The following is a 13,635-nucleotide window of genomic DNA, read 5'->3' on the forward strand; positions in this document are numbered from 1 at the left end:
GTGATATGTGTGTTGCCAAAGCACAAACCAAAAGGTCGCGGGCCGGTCAATACGCTTCGTCATATGCTGCGCTGCGGCATTTCAGTCCCGAAAGCGGTTGGTTGGACGGATTTGCCGATTGAGCAAACGATGTGATTGGGATAGACCCGGCATTGAACCCAACCGTCGCCACACTAATTTAGGCAGACGGACAGGAACTGGTCGCTTGCCGCCTGCCCGCAAATCCAGAGAAAAAATCAGATGAAAAATCGCCGCCGCATTTATGAAGGCAAGGCCAAGATCCTCTATGAGGGACCGGAACCGGGCACGCTGATCCAGTTCTTCAAGGACGATGCAACCGCGTTCAACAAGAAGAAACACGAGGTCATCGACGGCAAGGGCGTGCTCAACAACCGTATTTCCGAGTACATCTTCAACCATCTGAACCGCATGGGCATTCCCACCCACTTCATCCGCCGGCTCAACATGCGCGAGCAGTTGATCAAGGAAGTCGAGATCATTCCGCTCGAAGTGGTGGTGCGCAATGTCGCCGCCGGCTCGCTGTCGAAGCGCCTCGGCATCGAGGAAGGCACCGTTTTGCCGCGCTCGATCATCGAATTCTATTACAAGGCCGACGCGCTCGATGATCCGATGGTGTCGGAAGAGCACATCACCGCCTTCGGCTGGGCAAGCCCGCAGGAGATCGACGACGTCATGGCGCTGGCCATCCGCGTCAACGATTTCCTCTCCGGCCTGTTCATGGGCGTCGGCATCCAGCTCGTCGACTTCAAGATCGAGTGTGGTCGACTGTTCGAAGGCGACATGATGCGCATCGTCGTTGCCGACGAGATTTCGCCCGACTCCTGCCGCCTGTGGGACGTGGCGACGCAGGACAAGCTCGACAAGGACCGTTTCCGCCGCGATATGGGCGGACTCGTCGAAGCCTACCAGGAAGTCGCCCGCCGCCTCGGCATCATGAACGAGAATGAGCCACCGCGCCCGACCGGTCCGGTGCTTGTCGCGTCGACCGACGGCCTCAAAGGCAAGCCGCACTGAACCAAGACCGATATTAGAACAGGAGCATGTCCAGCGTGATTAAGGCCCGCATTACCGTCACCCTCAAGAACGGCGTTCTCGACCCCCAGGGTAAGGCGATCGAACACGCTTTGTCCGGCCTGGGTTTTGATGGCGTCGGCGCGGTACGGCAAGGCAAGGTGTTCGACGTCGAACTGGCGGAAAGCGACAAGGCCAAGGCCGAGGCCGATCTGAAAGCCATGTGCGACAAGCTGCTGGCGAATACGGTGATCGAGAATTATAGCGTGACGCTGGGCTGAAGCTGCCTTCCCGCTAATGGATTGCGAGTTGGCCCTCGCCGGGGCTGGAAACAACGGCCAACCCCTGCCCACAAGCAATAATCTGCTTTAGACGGGGCGCTGGTTCTGTTGTCTGCGAATCCACAAAAAGTAGATCGCAACGGCGCCGATGACGATCATGAGCAGCTTGTAGGCCATTCGCTGGATGTCGCCATTATCGAACACCTTGTCGATCCCCTCCGGGCTGGCCGGATTGCGCAGCACCTCGATCTCGGCGCCAACCGATGTCGGGAAATTCACATAAAAATCTCCGACCACGTCGAACGAGTATTGGCCACCGTCCGGAGAACGATAGGCAAGCTTTGCGGTCGGGACTTTCGTGATGCGCCAGACACCGGTGCCCGGCGTCGGCGTTGACGGGATCATGTCGGCGTCAGGAGAGCAATCGGCACGGGACTGCTCCACCCATTCGCGCCTGACTTTGACCTCCAGCACACATTGCATGCCGGTCTCGACCACATTCACTTTTTGCCGTTCCCAGGTGAATGTATGAATGAACCGGGCAATGGCGGGCTTCATGGACGACGCGCCAACAAAAAAAAGCGCCGCTGCCAGAATGGTCGCCGCGAGCTTGAACGTGATTCGTCCAATTGCCATGCGGCGCTGAGACCATTTCAGGGCTCGCAGCTGGATGTTCCTCACTTGCGGATCGTCGGAAAGCTCGTTCGGATCACGCCCGTCAATGATTGCGCGCCGCAGGATCGTCAACACCATCATGCTGGCCCAGCCCAGGATGACGACGACGAGAAGGCTCCAGTATAGTCTATAGAAAGTGGTGTAGTGGCTGGCGATACAGGCATTCGCGAGGTCGATCCGCGACATGCCGTGACGGCCGCCCGCGTACCACCCACCGTCTTTCGAAATGAGCGGCAGCAGCAACAATGCCGTAAGGACCGTCCCGACCAGGAAAAGCCCGCGGTAAACGCGAAAGCTTCTCTTATAGCTGAAGACATCAATCAGATCCGAGACGACCAGCCCCGCGGACATCACGCCCAGGCCGACCGAAATGATCGTGGTCGCCAGCAGCAGGCGCGTGAACGAGACAGCGCATGCTCCCAGGTCCGTATCGAGGGAAAGCCAGGTTGAAAAAAGCGTTCCGGTAGAGGGGCTGGCATCCCACACAAGCATGAACGCAAACGCGCAAAGCGATGCTATGATCGTTGCCGAGACCCACATGCTGCGTCGAACATTTTCGCGCTCTTTGATCTTGTCGCTGTCCACTCGAGCCTCAGTCTTTCGTATGCAAATTCATCTTGCGAGTAGAGATGTTAATTTCGGGATTCGTACTGTAGAAAATCCTCGATAAGGTCTCTCGAAGCCACAGACGTGGGCGTAGACTTAATCAACAGTAACCGCCTGAAACCTTCGTGGACGCTCTTCAGCAAGAAATCTTGGTATGGGCGGTTTGACCGGCGGGCTCCCACTCGTTAGACCGGCACGCGATATCTCAAATGAACGGACTGAAATAAAGCCGCCCAAGCACAGTGGCGCGACCGCTTCTTAAATGCCGAACGACACGCAAATCTCGAAATTCATGAGCCTGGTCCTGCGGCACGCGCCGCAGGACGCGGGATTATCGCTCGGCGAGAACGGCTGGGCTGATTTCGGCGCGCTTTGCGCGGTCATCCAGACAAAATTCGGCGCATCGGCCGCCGATGTTTTGCGCATCGTCGAAGAAAATCCGAAAAAGCGCTTTGCCGTCGACGGCGATCGCATCCGTGCCGTGCAGGGTCACAGTGTCGATGTCAATCTCGGCCTGCCGCCGTCGGTTCCGCCCGATATCCTCTTCCACGGCACCAAGGAAGAGTTTCTACCCGCCATTTTGCGTGAGGGCCTGACCAGCCAGTCACGCCAGCATGTTCACTTGTCAAAAGATGTCGAAACGGCTCTGATCGTCGCTCGGCGTCGCGCCGGAAAAAGTGTTATCCTGCAAGTCGACTCGGCAGCCATGACCAAGGATGGGGTGTCATTCTTTCTCTCCGATAACGGTGTCTGGTTGACCAACCACGTTCCACCCCGGTATCTCACTCAGATGCTCGAACGGGAATTGCCATGAAATCCGCCGTCGTCCTTCTGCCTGGCCTCAACCGCGACCGCGACATGATCGCAGCGCTGACCAAGATTTCCGGACATGCGCCGACTACCGTCTGGCAGACCGACACCGAAATCCCGGATGTCGACCTGATCGCCATCCCAGGCGGCTTCTCTTTCGGCGACTATTTGCGTTGCGGCGCGATCGCGGCGCGCATGCCGGTGATGCGGGCGGTTGCCGAAAAGGCCGCCAAGGGCGTCACCGTCATCGGCGTCTGCAACGGTTTTCAGATCCTGGTCGAGGCCGGCCTGCTGCCGGGGGCGCTCATGCGCAACACGTCGCTGAAGTTCGTCTGCCGGCAGGTCAAGCTCGAAGTTACCAACGCCAACACCATGTTCACCCGCCGCTATCAGCCGGGCCAGATCATCCGCTCGCCGGTGGCGCACCACGACGGCAATTACTTCGCCGACGCCGAAACTCTTGCCCGCCTCGAAGGTGAAGGCCAGGTCGTGTTCCGCTATGCCGAGGGTACCAACCCCAATGGCTCGATCAATGACATTGCCGGCATCATCAACGAACAAGGCAATGTGCTCGGCCTGATGCCGCATCCCGAAAACCTGATCGAAGCCGCCCATGGCGGCAGCGACGGCCGTGCCCTTTTCGAAGGCGCGCTCGGCATCGCCGCGTGACATCAACAAGGCAAAATGCCTTGAAAAACAGCCGGACAGTTCAGTCCATCCATTGGGCAAGTCCGCTTTGAGGGGAGAGAGACGGTCATGAAACTCTATTCGCGGCCGTTGTCGCCCTACTCGTCGATCGTGCGGGCGCTGGCCTATATCAAGGACGTGCCGCTCAAGATCATCGCGCCACCGCCGGGTTTTCCGATCCCCGAGGCGTTTCGCGCCGTCTCGCCGATGAACCGGATTCCGGTGCTGATCACTGGCTCGGGCGAAACCATCGTCGAATCGGTGGTCATCGCCGAATATCTCGAGGAGCGGTTTCCGGAACCGGCGCTGCTGCCGCCCGATTCCAAGGATCGCGCGCTGGTGCGCATGTTCGCCCGCATCACCGATCTCGACGTGCTGACGCCGACAATGAAGCTTTTCGAGCTGCATTTCGTACCGAAGCGCAACAATGCCGAGATCGACGCCCAATTCGCCCGCCTGCATCACGGGCTGGCGGCGATCGAGGCGCGCATGGCGCAAGGCCCCTTCGCACTCGGTAACGACATCAGCTTCGCCGACGCCTGGCTGACGCCGACGCGGTTCATCTTCAACAATTTCCGCGCCATGACGGGCCGCCACGACTTGCTCGACGCCTATCCCAAATTCGATGCCTACGAACAGATCGCCTCGCAGCATCCGGCCTTGTCGCGGGTCTGGGGCGAGATGACCGACGGCCTGAAAATCTTTCTGTCCGAACTCGAGATGGGTGCCGCTTGATCAGGAGCAAGACGATCGTTCTCGTCGCCGCGGCAGGCTTTGCCCTGGCGTCGTGCCAATCGACCCCGAGGAGCACGCCTGTGCCCTCAGGCAAGAGCGCGGCGCTGCTGGCCATGGAACAGGTTGCGATCGCTGCCCACAAATGCTGGATCGCCAGCAAGGACCCGGCCTTCAAGCAATATCAGATGGCCAATGAACTGAACTCGTTCAGCGGCACGCCACGTTTCCTTCTGGTGCCGGCCAAGCATTATGGCGGCAAGCCATTGCTGGTCGTGCAGGCGCAAGGCAATTCGAGCCGCGTCGACGCGTTCGGACCGCTGATGAACGATCCGCTCGGCGCGCGCATCGGCTCCGACATTGCCCGCTGGCAGGCCGGTAATCCGGCTTGCGCCGCAACGGCCTGATCATGGGCCGCTTCCTGCAGGTGACGGGTCTGGCCATTGGTCTGGCTGGCCTCGTCCTGCAGTTCTGCATCAGCATTCCAGCGTCGATGGACGCCGGGCGCAGCCTGCTCGGCTCGGTCGTCTTCCTGTTCAGCTTCTTCACCATCCTGACCAACATCGGCGGCGTGCTGGTGCACACGTCCTTGCTGTCATCCACCGGCTATGCCTGGCTGCCGGCCTTCGCCGGGTCACGAATGCGGGCGGGCGTCGCGGTTTCGATCACCCTGGTCTTCATCGTCTATGCCACGGTCCTGGCGCGGCTCTGGCAGCCGCAGGGTCTGTTCCTGCTCTGCGATGTGCTGCTGCACTACGTAACGCCGGTGCTGTTCGTGCTGTGGTGGCTGATCGCGGGCGCCGACGGCAGGACAAGATGGAGCGACATTTCCTGGTGGGTACTCTATCCCATCGCCTATCTGGCCTATGCGCTGGCGCGGGCGCCGTTTGCCGGCGAGGTGCCCTACCCCTTCCTTGATGTCGCCAAGAACGGCGCAGCCAGTGTCGCCATGGCGGCATTGGCCATCACCGCGCTGTTCCTGGTGATCTGCGTCGTCGCCGTTTTTATCGATCGCGGCATCGGCCATCGCGGAGCCAAACGGGTCCGCTAAGCTTGGCCTCTAATCCCAGAAACGCCTGATGCCCTCGCGGTGAGCATCACAGCGGGAGATACCGATGTCCTTGAGCTGATCGTCGGTCATCTCCAGCAATGCCAGCCGGCCGCGCCGGCGCGCCAGCAAATGGTCGATCGATCGTGCCAACGAGCTGACCACGCGCACCAGACGGCCGACAAAGCCGCGCTGGCCGGACGGGCGCAGCGCCTCGCTTGGGAAAGCGGGGCTTGAATGACGGATTGTCGCGATTGTATCCATTTTCTTTCTGCCAAAACTCTCAATTGCACCCCATTTGGTGCGCGATTGATATGTATTGACTCATACTCCGGTGCAATATAGAAAATTGTCACCATGACAAATTGGCTCCCAGATCTGACCTCCGGCACCGGGCCGCTCTATCAACGCCTTGCCGACTCCGTTGAAGCGGGCATCGACCAGGGCGTGATCGGTGCCGGGACAAAACTGCCGCCGCAGCGCGACCTCGCCTATGACATCGGCACCACGGTCGGTACGGTCGGCCGGGCCTATCAATTGCTGCGCGAGCGCGGGCTGGTGAGCGGCGAAGTGGGGCGTGGAACCTATGTGCTTGGCCGGCGCGCCGACGGCGTGAAACCGGAGGCGCCCGACGTCACAGTGGAAGGCACGCGCACCGTCGATGCGCCGCAGGGCAAGCTGCGTTTCGACAGCACGGCGGCGCCCGATGTCGGCCAGGGCACTGACGTCGCAGATGTGCTGTCGCGCACGGCGCAGGATCATCCCCATGAAATCTCAAGCTATACGCGCGATTTTCCAGGCCGCTGGTACGAGTCCGGGGCCCGCTGGCTGTCGCGGAACTCGTTCCGCCCCGCCGCCGACAGCATCGTTCCGACGCTCGGCACCCATGCCGCGGTGATGGCGGCGATCGCGGCGCTGACCACGCCCGGCGATTATGTCGCCTTCGAACACCTCACCTATTCGCAGATATCCCGCAGTGCCGGGCTGATTGGCCGGCGCACCGCGCTGGTGGTGTCCGACGACGAAGGTCTCGACCCGGCCGATTTCGAGCGCGTCTGCGCACAAAAGCATCCGAGGATGATCTTCCTGATGCCGACGGCGCAGAATCCGACCCTGACGACATTGTCCGCTGCGCGGCGCGTGGCGATCGCGCGTGTCGCGCGCGAATACAACGTCATCCTGATCGAGGATGACCTCTACGGCCACCTGACCGACGATCCGACACCGTTGCTTGCCGAATATGCCCCGGAAAGAACCATCGTCGCCGGCGGCCTGTCGAAATCGGTGGCGGCCGGAATCCGCGGCGGCTGGCTCTCCTGCCCTCCTGCCTATCGCCACCGGATCCGTGTCGCCCACAAGATGATGACCGGCGGCATGCCCTTCCTGCTGGCGGAGGTGAATACAAGGCTGGTGCTTTCCGGTCAGGCCAGCGATATCCGTAAGCGCTGCATCGCCGAAATCAGCGCCCGCATCGCGATCGTGCGCGAGACGCTGGCCGGCTTCGCGTTCAAGTCACACGACAAGGTGCCCTTCGTCTGGCTGACCTTGCCCGATCCCTGGCTTTCCGGCACCTTCAAGAATGCCTGCCTGGAACACGGCGTGCTGATCGACGATGAGGATGAGTTCAAGGCCGGCCGCTCCGAGCAGGTCTTTCACGGCATCCGCTTCGGCACCTCGCAGCCGAGACAGCGCGGCGATGTCGCCAACGGCGTTGCCGTCATCCGGCGCCTCCTCGACGAAGGCCGCGCCGGCTATGACAGCTTCTCCTGAGAGAGCTGAACGGATCAACCCTCAGCCTTGAAGTTTCTGGCTTCCTCCTTGGCCTTGTCCTTGCCGTGCTTTTCGGCCAGTTCCTTGGCCTGCCCGGGCGAAACGTCGGTGGTCTCGGCAATATGCATGGCCTCCTTGTCGGAGAGGCGATTGTCTTTCTTGCCTTGCTTGCTAGCCATGGTCCGGTCTCCTGAATGGTCGCAGACCCAACGGCCGGGACGCCTTAGCGTTCCCCATTCGGCTTTGCATCCCTCACAGTGATCTCGGGCGCCTGCAAGCCCCGGTGCGGGCCTGCCCCGGCCATCACCTTGCTGCTTTCTGTCTTTTTTCGTTCATCGACGGGTGTATCGGCCGCAAAGCTTGCGATAAGAGGGGACTCAAAATCCCCGCTCCATGGACATACATCGCCGCCCATGACCATTTCCAATTCCGTGCCGATCACCCCCGAGCTCATTGCCGCGCATGGGCTGAAGCCAGACGAGTATCAGCGCATCCTCGATCTCGTCGGCCGCGAGCCGAGCTTCACCGAGCTCGGCATCTTCTCGGCGATGTGGAACGAGCACTGTTCCTACAAATCCTCGAAGAAGTGGCTGCGCACGCTGCCCACCACCGGGCCGCAGGTCATCCAGGGACCAGGCGAGAATGCCGGCGTCGTCGACATCGGTGACGGTGACTGCGTCGTCTTCAAGATGGAAAGCCACAACCACCCTTCCTTCATCGAGCCCTACCAGGGTGCGGCGACCGGCGTCGGCGGCATTTTGCGCGACGTGTTCACCATGGGCGCGCGGCCGATCGCGGCGATGAACGCGCTGCGCTTTGGCGCTCCCGATCACCCCAAGACCAGGCATCTCGTCGCGGGTGTGGTGTCGGGCGTTGGCGGCTACGGCAATTCCTTCGGCGTGCCGACGGTCGGCGGCGAGGTCAATTTCGACGCCCGCTATAACGGCAACATCCTGGTCAACGCTTTTGCCGCGGGCCTCGCCAAGACCAATGCCATCTTCCTGTCGGAAGCCAAGGGCGTCGGCCTGCCGGTCGTCTATCTCGGTGCCAAGACCGGCCGCGACGGCGTCGGCGGCGCCACCATGGCGTCGGCTGAATTCGACGACAAGATCGACGAGAAGCGTCCGACCGTGCAGGTCGGCGACCCCTTCACCGAAAAATGCCTGCTCGAGGCCTGTCTTGAACTGATGGCCTCGGGCGCCGTCATCGCCATCCAGGACATGGGTGCGGCCGGCCTCACCTGCTCGGCGGTCGAGATGGGCGCCAAGGGCGATCTCGGCATCGAACTCGACCTCGACAAGGTGCCGGTGCGCGAGGAGCGCATGAGCGCCTATGAGATGATGCTGTCGGAAAGCCAGGAGCGCATGCTGATGGTGCTGCGCCCCGAGAAGGAAAAGGAAGCCGAGGCGATCTTCCACAAATGGGGTCTCGACTTCGCCATTGTCGGCAAGACCACCGACGATCTGCGTTTTCGCGTGCTGCACCAGGGCGACCAGGTCGCTGATCTGCCGATCAAGGACCTCGGCGACAAGGCGCCGGAATATGACCGCCCCTGGGTCGAGCCGAAAAAGCCGGCGCCGCTCGCCGCCAATGACATCCCGCAGGCCGATGTCGCCGACGCGCTGCTGAAGCTGCTCGGCGGACCGGACCTGTCGTCGCGCCGCTGGGTGTGGGAGCAGTACGATACGCTGATCCAGGGCAATTCGCTGCAGCTTCCCGGCGGCGATGCCGGCGTGGTGCGGGTGGAAGGCCATGCGACCAAGGCGCTCGCCTTCTCCTCCGACGTGACGCCGCGCTATTGCGAGGCCGATCCCTATGAGGGCGGCAAGCAGGCCGTGGCCGAATGCTGGCGCAACCTCACCGCCACCGGCGCGCTGCCGCTGGCCGCCACCGACAACCTCAATTTCGGCAATCCGGAACGGCCTGAGATCATGGGCCAGCTGGTCGGTGCGGTGAAAGGCATCGGTGATGCCTGCCGCGCGCTCGGCTTCCCGATCGTGTCGGGCAACGTCTCGCTCTACAACGAGACCAACGGCCAGGGCATCTTGCCGACACCGACCATCGGCGGCGTCGGCTTGATCGCCGATTGGTCGAAGATGGTGCGCACCGGCTTTGCCGCTGAGGGCCAGATGATCCTGCTGGTTGGCGCGCCCGCCTCCTGGGGCACGCATCTTGGCCAGTCCGTCTATTTCAGAGACATCCATGGCCGCACGGACGGTCCGCCGCCGCCGGTGCACCTCGCGCATGAGAAGCGCGTCGGCGACCATGTGCGTTCGCTGATCGCCTCCGGCATCGTCACCGCTGCGCATGACGTCTCCGATGGCGGCATCGCGGTGGCGCTGGCCGAAATGGCGATGGCGTCGGGTATCGGCGCGACCGTTCCCGGGCTTGTCGGCACCGATCCGATCCCGGTCTGGTTCGGCGAGGATCAGGGCCGCTATCTGCTGACGCTGTCGATCGACCCGCATGGCGAGGAATGGGACGCCATCCGCAAGCAGCAGGGCGAGCTCGGCATTTTCGCGCCGTGGATCGGCTCGACCGGCGGCAACACGCTGAAGCTCGGTGACGCCAGGGCGATCCCGGTCAGCGACTTGAAGGCCGCGCATGAAGGCTGGTTCCCCCGCTTCATGGACCAGGCCAGTTGAGCACACTGGCTGTCCGGGCGCTGCTTGCAGTCGTTTTCTGGCCGTCGCTGTTCTTCTTCTGGTTCCTCGGGCCGTTCGTCTTTTTCCTGCTGTCGACGACCTCGAGCGAGGTTTGTCCGCTGCTGGAAAGGCGTGAGCAGTTCCTGGCTTCGGCCAATGGCACGCTGCCGATGCTGGTGCTGCAGAACCTCATCTATGCGGTTCCGATCGTTTGTCTGGTGCTCTGGAACCGGCTTCTTCCGGAACCGGCGCGTGCAAGCCAGGTCGTCACCTGCATCAAGCTCTTCGCAGTCGCGGCCATGCTGGGGGCCTTGTGGGAGTATGGCTCTTCGCTTGTCTGCGACGGCTACGGCCAGCCGTTCTTCTCGCCAGCCTGGCAAATGACCAGCTACCTGCCGATCGCCGATCTGGCGGTCAACATCCCGCTCTATGTGCTGGTCTTCAGCCTTGGTCGCGCCTTCTCGATGCGCGAAGACGACCTTGCGACCGATGCGGTCCATCCGGACGGGAATGCGTCCTAGGCGACAATCGCGCTGGTGCAGGACGGAACGGCTTCAATCGCGGCCGGAAAGGCTTTAGGTTTATCCGACTCTCATCGCACGGGCGGCAACGTTGCCGTCCGCCCGAAACAGGAATTGTGCCATGGCAATGGATGCCCACGACATCGAAAAACTGATCAAGGACGGCATTCCGGACGCCAAGGTGACGATCCGCGACCTCGCCGGCGACGGCGACCACTATGCGGCGGAAGTCGTCGCCGAGAGCTTTCGGGGCAAGAGCCGCGTCCAGCAGCACCAGATGGTCTATGACGCGCTGAAGGGCAATATGGGCGGCGTGCTGCACGCACTGGCGCTGCAGACCAGTGTTCCCGACTGAGGCAGTTCCCACCAACCCGCTTGGCCCAAACCCGCCCATCCTTTGCGCCATTTCGGCCCAGGCGCGGCTAATGTCTTGTTTCGGGCAACCTATGGGTTTATTTGAAGGACATGCTTCGAGCCTGACTCCCACAGGCGTGAAAGGATATTCCATGAGCGGTATCAACGACTACATCGACAATGAAGTGAAGGGCAACGACGTCGTGCTTTTCATGAAGGGCACGCCCGGGTTCCCGCAGTGCGGTTTTTCCGGCCAGGTCGTCCAGATCCTCGACTATATCGGCGCCGATTATAAAGGCGTGAATGTCCTGGACTCTGCAGAGCTGCGCCAGGGCATCAAGGACTATTCCAACTGGCCGACGATCCCCCAACTCTACGTCAAGGGCGAGTTCGTCGGCGGCTGCGACATCATCCGCGAGATGTTCCAGGCGGGCGAGTTGCAGACGTTCCTCGTCGAGAAGGGCGTGAGCGTCAAAGCCACTGCCTGATTCGGTTTCGGGCAGGTCGTAGCGACTGCACTGAACGCCGGGGCAGCCCCACCTCGGCAATTTATTATGTCCCGATATCGGGACCAAGACGAGCCAATGCGCCGGCCCGCCGGCGCATTTTCGTTTGAGAGATCGGACTTGCCGTGGACCAGCAATCATCAGCGCCGCAATCGGCAAGCAAACTGCCTATTGCGCGCTGGGAGTTCATTGCGCTGTGCGCGGCGCTGATGGCGCTGAATTCGCTGGCCATCGACATCATGCTGCCGGCACTGCAGCAGATCGGTGCCTCGCTCGGCGTCGAGAACGAAAACCACCGGCAATATGTGGTCACCGCCTATATTCTGGGTTTTGGCGGCGGCCAGCTGTTCTTCGGGCCGATCTCGGACCGTTTCGGCCGCCGCTCACCGCTTGTCGCGGGTCTGATCATCTATGTGGCGGCAGCGGCCGCCGCAGCCATCGCGCCAAGCTTTGAAACGCTGCTGATATGCCGCGCCGTGCAAGGCATTGGGGCGGCCGCCACACGCGTCATCGCGGTCTCGATCGTACGCGATACGTTTGAAGGCCGGCGCATGGCCGAGGTCATGTCGCTGATCTTCATGGTGTTTATGGCGATACCGGTCATCGCGCCCGGCATCGGCCAGTTCATCATGCTGTTCGCGACCTGGCACTACATCTTCGTCACCATGGCCGTCGGCGCCCTGATCGTATCGGCGTGGTCGCTGCTGCGCCTGCCTGAGACGCTGCGCCCCGAATATCGCCGGTCCCTGACGGTCTCCTCCGTCGTCGGTGGATTCCGCATCGTGCTCACCAACCGCATCGCGCTCTGCTACGCCTTTGCCAGCACCTTCGTCTTTGCCGCCATGTTCGGCTTCATCGCCTCGGCGCAGCAGATCTATGTCGACATCTTCAATGTCGGCGAGATGTTCCCCGTCATCTTTGCCGGGGTCGCAGGCGTTCTCGCCTTTTCCAATTTTCTGAATTCACGCCTCGTCGGCCGCATCGGCATGCGCCGCCTGTCGCAGAGCGCGCTGCTGCTGTTTCTGGTCATCAGCCTGGCCTGGCTGGTCGTTTCGCTGGAAATCAAGATGCCGCTCTGGCTGTTCGTCACCTTCTTTGCCAGCGCCATGCTTCCCTTCGGCGCGCTTGGCGCCAATTTCAACGCATTGGCCATGGAGCCGCTCGGCCAACTGGCCGGCACGGCGTCGTCCATCCTGGGTTTCATGCAGACGTTTCTCGGCGGCATTCTCGGCACGCTGATCGGCCAGGCCTTCAACGGCACGGTGACGCCGCTTGCCGCTGGCTTCTGCAGCGTCTCGGTCGCGGCGCTGCTGATGATCCTCATCGCCGAGCGCGGCAAGATGTTCCAGCCGCACAATCCGCCCGTTTCAGGGCATATCACCGACCTGCATTAGAACGGTTCACCGTTTCGCGGAAACGGCGAACCGCTCTAACTCCTTGTTTTAACGCAATTCCCAAGGGAAAGCGCCCACACTTTTCCTGGAATTGCTCTAGGTGAGGCACCTCAGGATGCACCTTGAATCGCCGCCGTGAAGCGAGGCGCAAGCAAACGCCCCGCGATTGCTCCGCCCATACTGTCCGAAAAGGGCAAGGGCAGAGCCTCGTCGAGTGCCTTGAGGATGGATGCGACGAAGGCCCGGCTGAGTTGCGGATCGGTCCCGAGATCCGAATAGGTGGCACGGGGCTTGCCGATCAGCGTGCCGTTGCGGCGAAGCGAGAACTGCAGCGTCAGCGACATGCCCGCGGTTCCCGCCGGCGGCCTCCAACAGGCGTAGATGGCGTCCGACATCTCCTTGAGGGTGTCGACGGGATCGGGACTGTGGCAGGGGCGCTCTTGCGCGATTGCCGCATTGGCGTTGGCAGACAAGACGAGAGCCGCCGCAAACATTGCGAACCGAGATTTCATTCAAGAGCCCCCAGCGAAGCACCAATTCTTCGGCCGCGCAAACCGCTGGCCGCAGGAATTGA

Annotated in this window: 17 protein-coding genes; 13 read left to right on the forward strand and 4 right to left on the reverse strand. The window is 61.7% G+C overall.

Annotated features, from left to right (window positions below; all coding sequences use genetic code 11):
- The first annotated feature begins 240 nt into the window (after window positions 1–240).
- Window positions 241–1,035, forward strand: a complete 795-nt coding sequence (purC, locus tag JN279_RS24865; RefSeq protein WP_013532127.1) for a phosphoribosylaminoimidazolesuccinocarboxamide synthase — start codon at window positions 241–243, stop codon at window positions 1,033–1,035.
- A gap of 35 nt (window positions 1,036–1,070) precedes the next feature.
- On the forward strand, window positions 1,071–1,313 hold the full coding sequence (gene purS / locus JN279_RS24870; protein ID WP_096457228.1) for a phosphoribosylformylglycinamidine synthase subunit PurS: 243 nt from the start codon (window positions 1,071–1,073) through the stop codon (window positions 1,311–1,313).
- An 87-nt stretch (window positions 1,314–1,400) separates the two neighbouring features.
- On the opposite strand, the gene JN279_RS24875 is transcribed toward purS, so the two are convergent.
- Entirely contained in the window at window positions 1,401–2,573 is a 1,173-nt protein-coding gene (locus JN279_RS24875; RefSeq protein WP_202350499.1) for a hypothetical protein, read from the reverse strand.
- A 283-nt stretch (window positions 2,574–2,856) separates the two neighbouring features.
- On the opposite strand from JN279_RS24875, the gene JN279_RS24880 reads away from it, so the two are divergent.
- The 5 genes from JN279_RS24880 to JN279_RS24900 all read left to right on the forward strand — a co-directional run bounded on the left by JN279_RS24880 (window position 2,857) and on the right by JN279_RS24900 (window position 5,874).
- Complete coding sequence (locus tag JN279_RS24880; protein WP_202350500.1) at window positions 2,857–3,408, forward strand: RNA 2'-phosphotransferase; 552 nt, start codon at window positions 2,857–2,859, stop codon at window positions 3,406–3,408.
- Window positions 3,405–4,073 carry a phosphoribosylformylglycinamidine synthase subunit PurQ gene (purQ, locus tag JN279_RS24885; protein ID WP_096445307.1) on the forward strand — a complete coding sequence of 223 codons (669 nt, stop codon included), beginning with the start codon at window positions 3,405–3,407 and terminating at the stop codon, window positions 4,071–4,073. The genes JN279_RS24880 and purQ overlap by 4 nt, the downstream gene beginning before the upstream one ends.
- An 87-nt stretch (window positions 4,074–4,160) precedes the next feature.
- Window positions 4,161–4,826 carry a glutathione S-transferase family protein gene (locus JN279_RS24890; protein WP_096445305.1) on the forward strand — a complete coding sequence of 222 codons (666 nt, stop codon included), beginning with the start codon at window positions 4,161–4,163 and terminating at the stop codon, window positions 4,824–4,826.
- Entirely contained in the window at window positions 4,823–5,230 is a 408-nt protein-coding gene (locus tag JN279_RS24895; RefSeq protein WP_202350501.1) for a hypothetical protein, read from the forward strand. Before JN279_RS24890 ends, JN279_RS24895 begins: the two co-directional genes overlap by 4 nt.
- A gap of 2 nt (window positions 5,231–5,232) precedes the next feature.
- A complete protein-coding gene (locus JN279_RS24900) occupies window positions 5,233–5,874 on the forward strand; it encodes a Pr6Pr family membrane protein (RefSeq protein WP_202353789.1) in 642 nt (213 codons plus the stop codon).
- A gap of 9 nt (window positions 5,875–5,883) precedes the next feature.
- Here JN279_RS24900 and JN279_RS24905 read toward each other — a convergent pair whose 3' ends face one another.
- Entirely contained in the window at window positions 5,884–6,135 is a 252-nt protein-coding gene (locus JN279_RS24905) for a DUF1127 domain-containing protein (RefSeq protein ID WP_202350502.1), read from the reverse strand.
- A gap of 93 nt (window positions 6,136–6,228) precedes the next feature.
- On the opposite strand from JN279_RS24905, the gene JN279_RS24910 reads away from it, so the two are divergent.
- Entirely contained in the window at window positions 6,229–7,641 is a 1,413-nt protein-coding gene (locus JN279_RS24910; protein WP_202350503.1) for an aminotransferase-like domain-containing protein, read from the forward strand.
- A gap of 14 nt (window positions 7,642–7,655) precedes the next feature.
- Here the strand turns inward: JN279_RS24910 and JN279_RS24915 are convergent, their stop codons facing one another.
- Window positions 7,656–7,820, reverse strand: coding sequence for a hypothetical protein (locus JN279_RS24915; protein ID WP_202350504.1), 165 nt, complete (start codon window positions 7,818–7,820; stop codon window positions 7,656–7,658).
- Window positions 7,821–8,054: 234 nt separating this feature from the next.
- On the opposite strand from JN279_RS24915, the gene purL reads away from it, so the two are divergent.
- The 5 genes from purL (at window position 8,055) to JN279_RS24940 (ending at window position 13,061) form a co-directional block, all read left to right on the forward strand.
- Entirely contained in the window at window positions 8,055–10,286 is a 2,232-nt protein-coding gene (gene purL / locus JN279_RS24920) for a phosphoribosylformylglycinamidine synthase subunit PurL (RefSeq protein WP_202350505.1), read from the forward strand.
- On the forward strand, window positions 10,283–10,807 hold the full coding sequence (locus JN279_RS24925) for a hypothetical protein (protein WP_202350506.1): 525 nt from the start codon (window positions 10,283–10,285) through the stop codon (window positions 10,805–10,807). The genes purL and JN279_RS24925 overlap by 4 nt, the downstream gene beginning before the upstream one ends.
- A 121-nt stretch (window positions 10,808–10,928) precedes the next feature.
- Entirely contained in the window at window positions 10,929–11,162 is a 234-nt protein-coding gene (locus tag JN279_RS24930) for a BolA/IbaG family iron-sulfur metabolism protein (RefSeq protein WP_010909092.1), read from the forward strand.
- Window positions 11,163–11,313: 151 nt separating this feature from the next.
- Window positions 11,314–11,649 carry a Grx4 family monothiol glutaredoxin gene (gene grxD, locus JN279_RS24935; protein ID WP_095201472.1) on the forward strand — a complete coding sequence of 112 codons (336 nt, stop codon included), beginning with the start codon at window positions 11,314–11,316 and terminating at the stop codon, window positions 11,647–11,649.
- A gap of 143 nt (window positions 11,650–11,792) precedes the next feature.
- On the forward strand, window positions 11,793–13,061 hold the full coding sequence (locus JN279_RS24940; RefSeq protein ID WP_244734140.1) for a multidrug effflux MFS transporter: 1,269 nt from the start codon (window positions 11,793–11,795) through the stop codon (window positions 13,059–13,061).
- Between the two features lie 110 nt (window positions 13,062–13,171).
- Here the strand turns inward: JN279_RS24940 and JN279_RS24945 are convergent, their stop codons facing one another.
- Window positions 13,172–13,573 carry a hypothetical protein gene (locus tag JN279_RS24945; protein ID WP_096445292.1) on the reverse strand — a complete coding sequence of 134 codons (402 nt, stop codon included), beginning with the start codon at window positions 13,571–13,573 and terminating at the stop codon, window positions 13,172–13,174.
- Window positions 13,574–13,635 lie beyond the last annotated feature (62 nt).

The organism is Mesorhizobium sp. 113-1-2 (assembly GCF_016756475.1).
Classification (GTDB): Bacteria; Pseudomonadota; Alphaproteobacteria; order Rhizobiales; family Rhizobiaceae; genus Mesorhizobium; species Mesorhizobium loti_C.

Coding starts and splice junctions, on each gene's coding strand:
- purC (WP_013532127.1), top strand. CDS start 241: ATGAAAAATCGCCGCCGCATTTATGAAGGCAAGGCCAAGATCCTCTAT.
- JN279_RS24880 (WP_202350500.1), top strand. CDS start 2,857: ATGCCGAACGACACGCAAATCTCGAAATTCATGAGCCTGGTCCTGCGG.
- purQ (WP_096445307.1), top strand. CDS start 3,405: ATGAAATCCGCCGTCGTCCTTCTGCCTGGCCTCAACCGCGACCGCGAC.
- JN279_RS24890 (WP_096445305.1), top strand. CDS start 4,161: ATGAAACTCTATTCGCGGCCGTTGTCGCCCTACTCGTCGATCGTGCGG.
- JN279_RS24900 (WP_202353789.1), top strand. CDS start 5,233: ATGGGCCGCTTCCTGCAGGTGACGGGTCTGGCCATTGGTCTGGCTGGC.
- JN279_RS24905 (WP_202350502.1), bottom strand. CDS start 6,135: ATGGATACAATCGCGACAATCCGTCATTCAAGCCCCGCTTTCCCAAGC.
- JN279_RS24910 (WP_202350503.1), top strand. CDS start 6,229: ATGACAAATTGGCTCCCAGATCTGACCTCCGGCACCGGGCCGCTCTAT.
- JN279_RS24915 (WP_202350504.1), bottom strand. CDS start 7,820: ATGGCTAGCAAGCAAGGCAAGAAAGACAATCGCCTCTCCGACAAGGAG.
- purL (WP_202350505.1), top strand. CDS start 8,055: ATGACCATTTCCAATTCCGTGCCGATCACCCCCGAGCTCATTGCCGCG.
- JN279_RS24930 (WP_010909092.1), top strand. CDS start 10,929: ATGGCAATGGATGCCCACGACATCGAAAAACTGATCAAGGACGGCATT.
- grxD (WP_095201472.1), top strand. CDS start 11,314: ATGAGCGGTATCAACGACTACATCGACAATGAAGTGAAGGGCAACGAC.
- JN279_RS24945 (WP_096445292.1), bottom strand. CDS start 13,573: ATGAAATCTCGGTTCGCAATGTTTGCGGCGGCTCTCGTCTTGTCTGCC.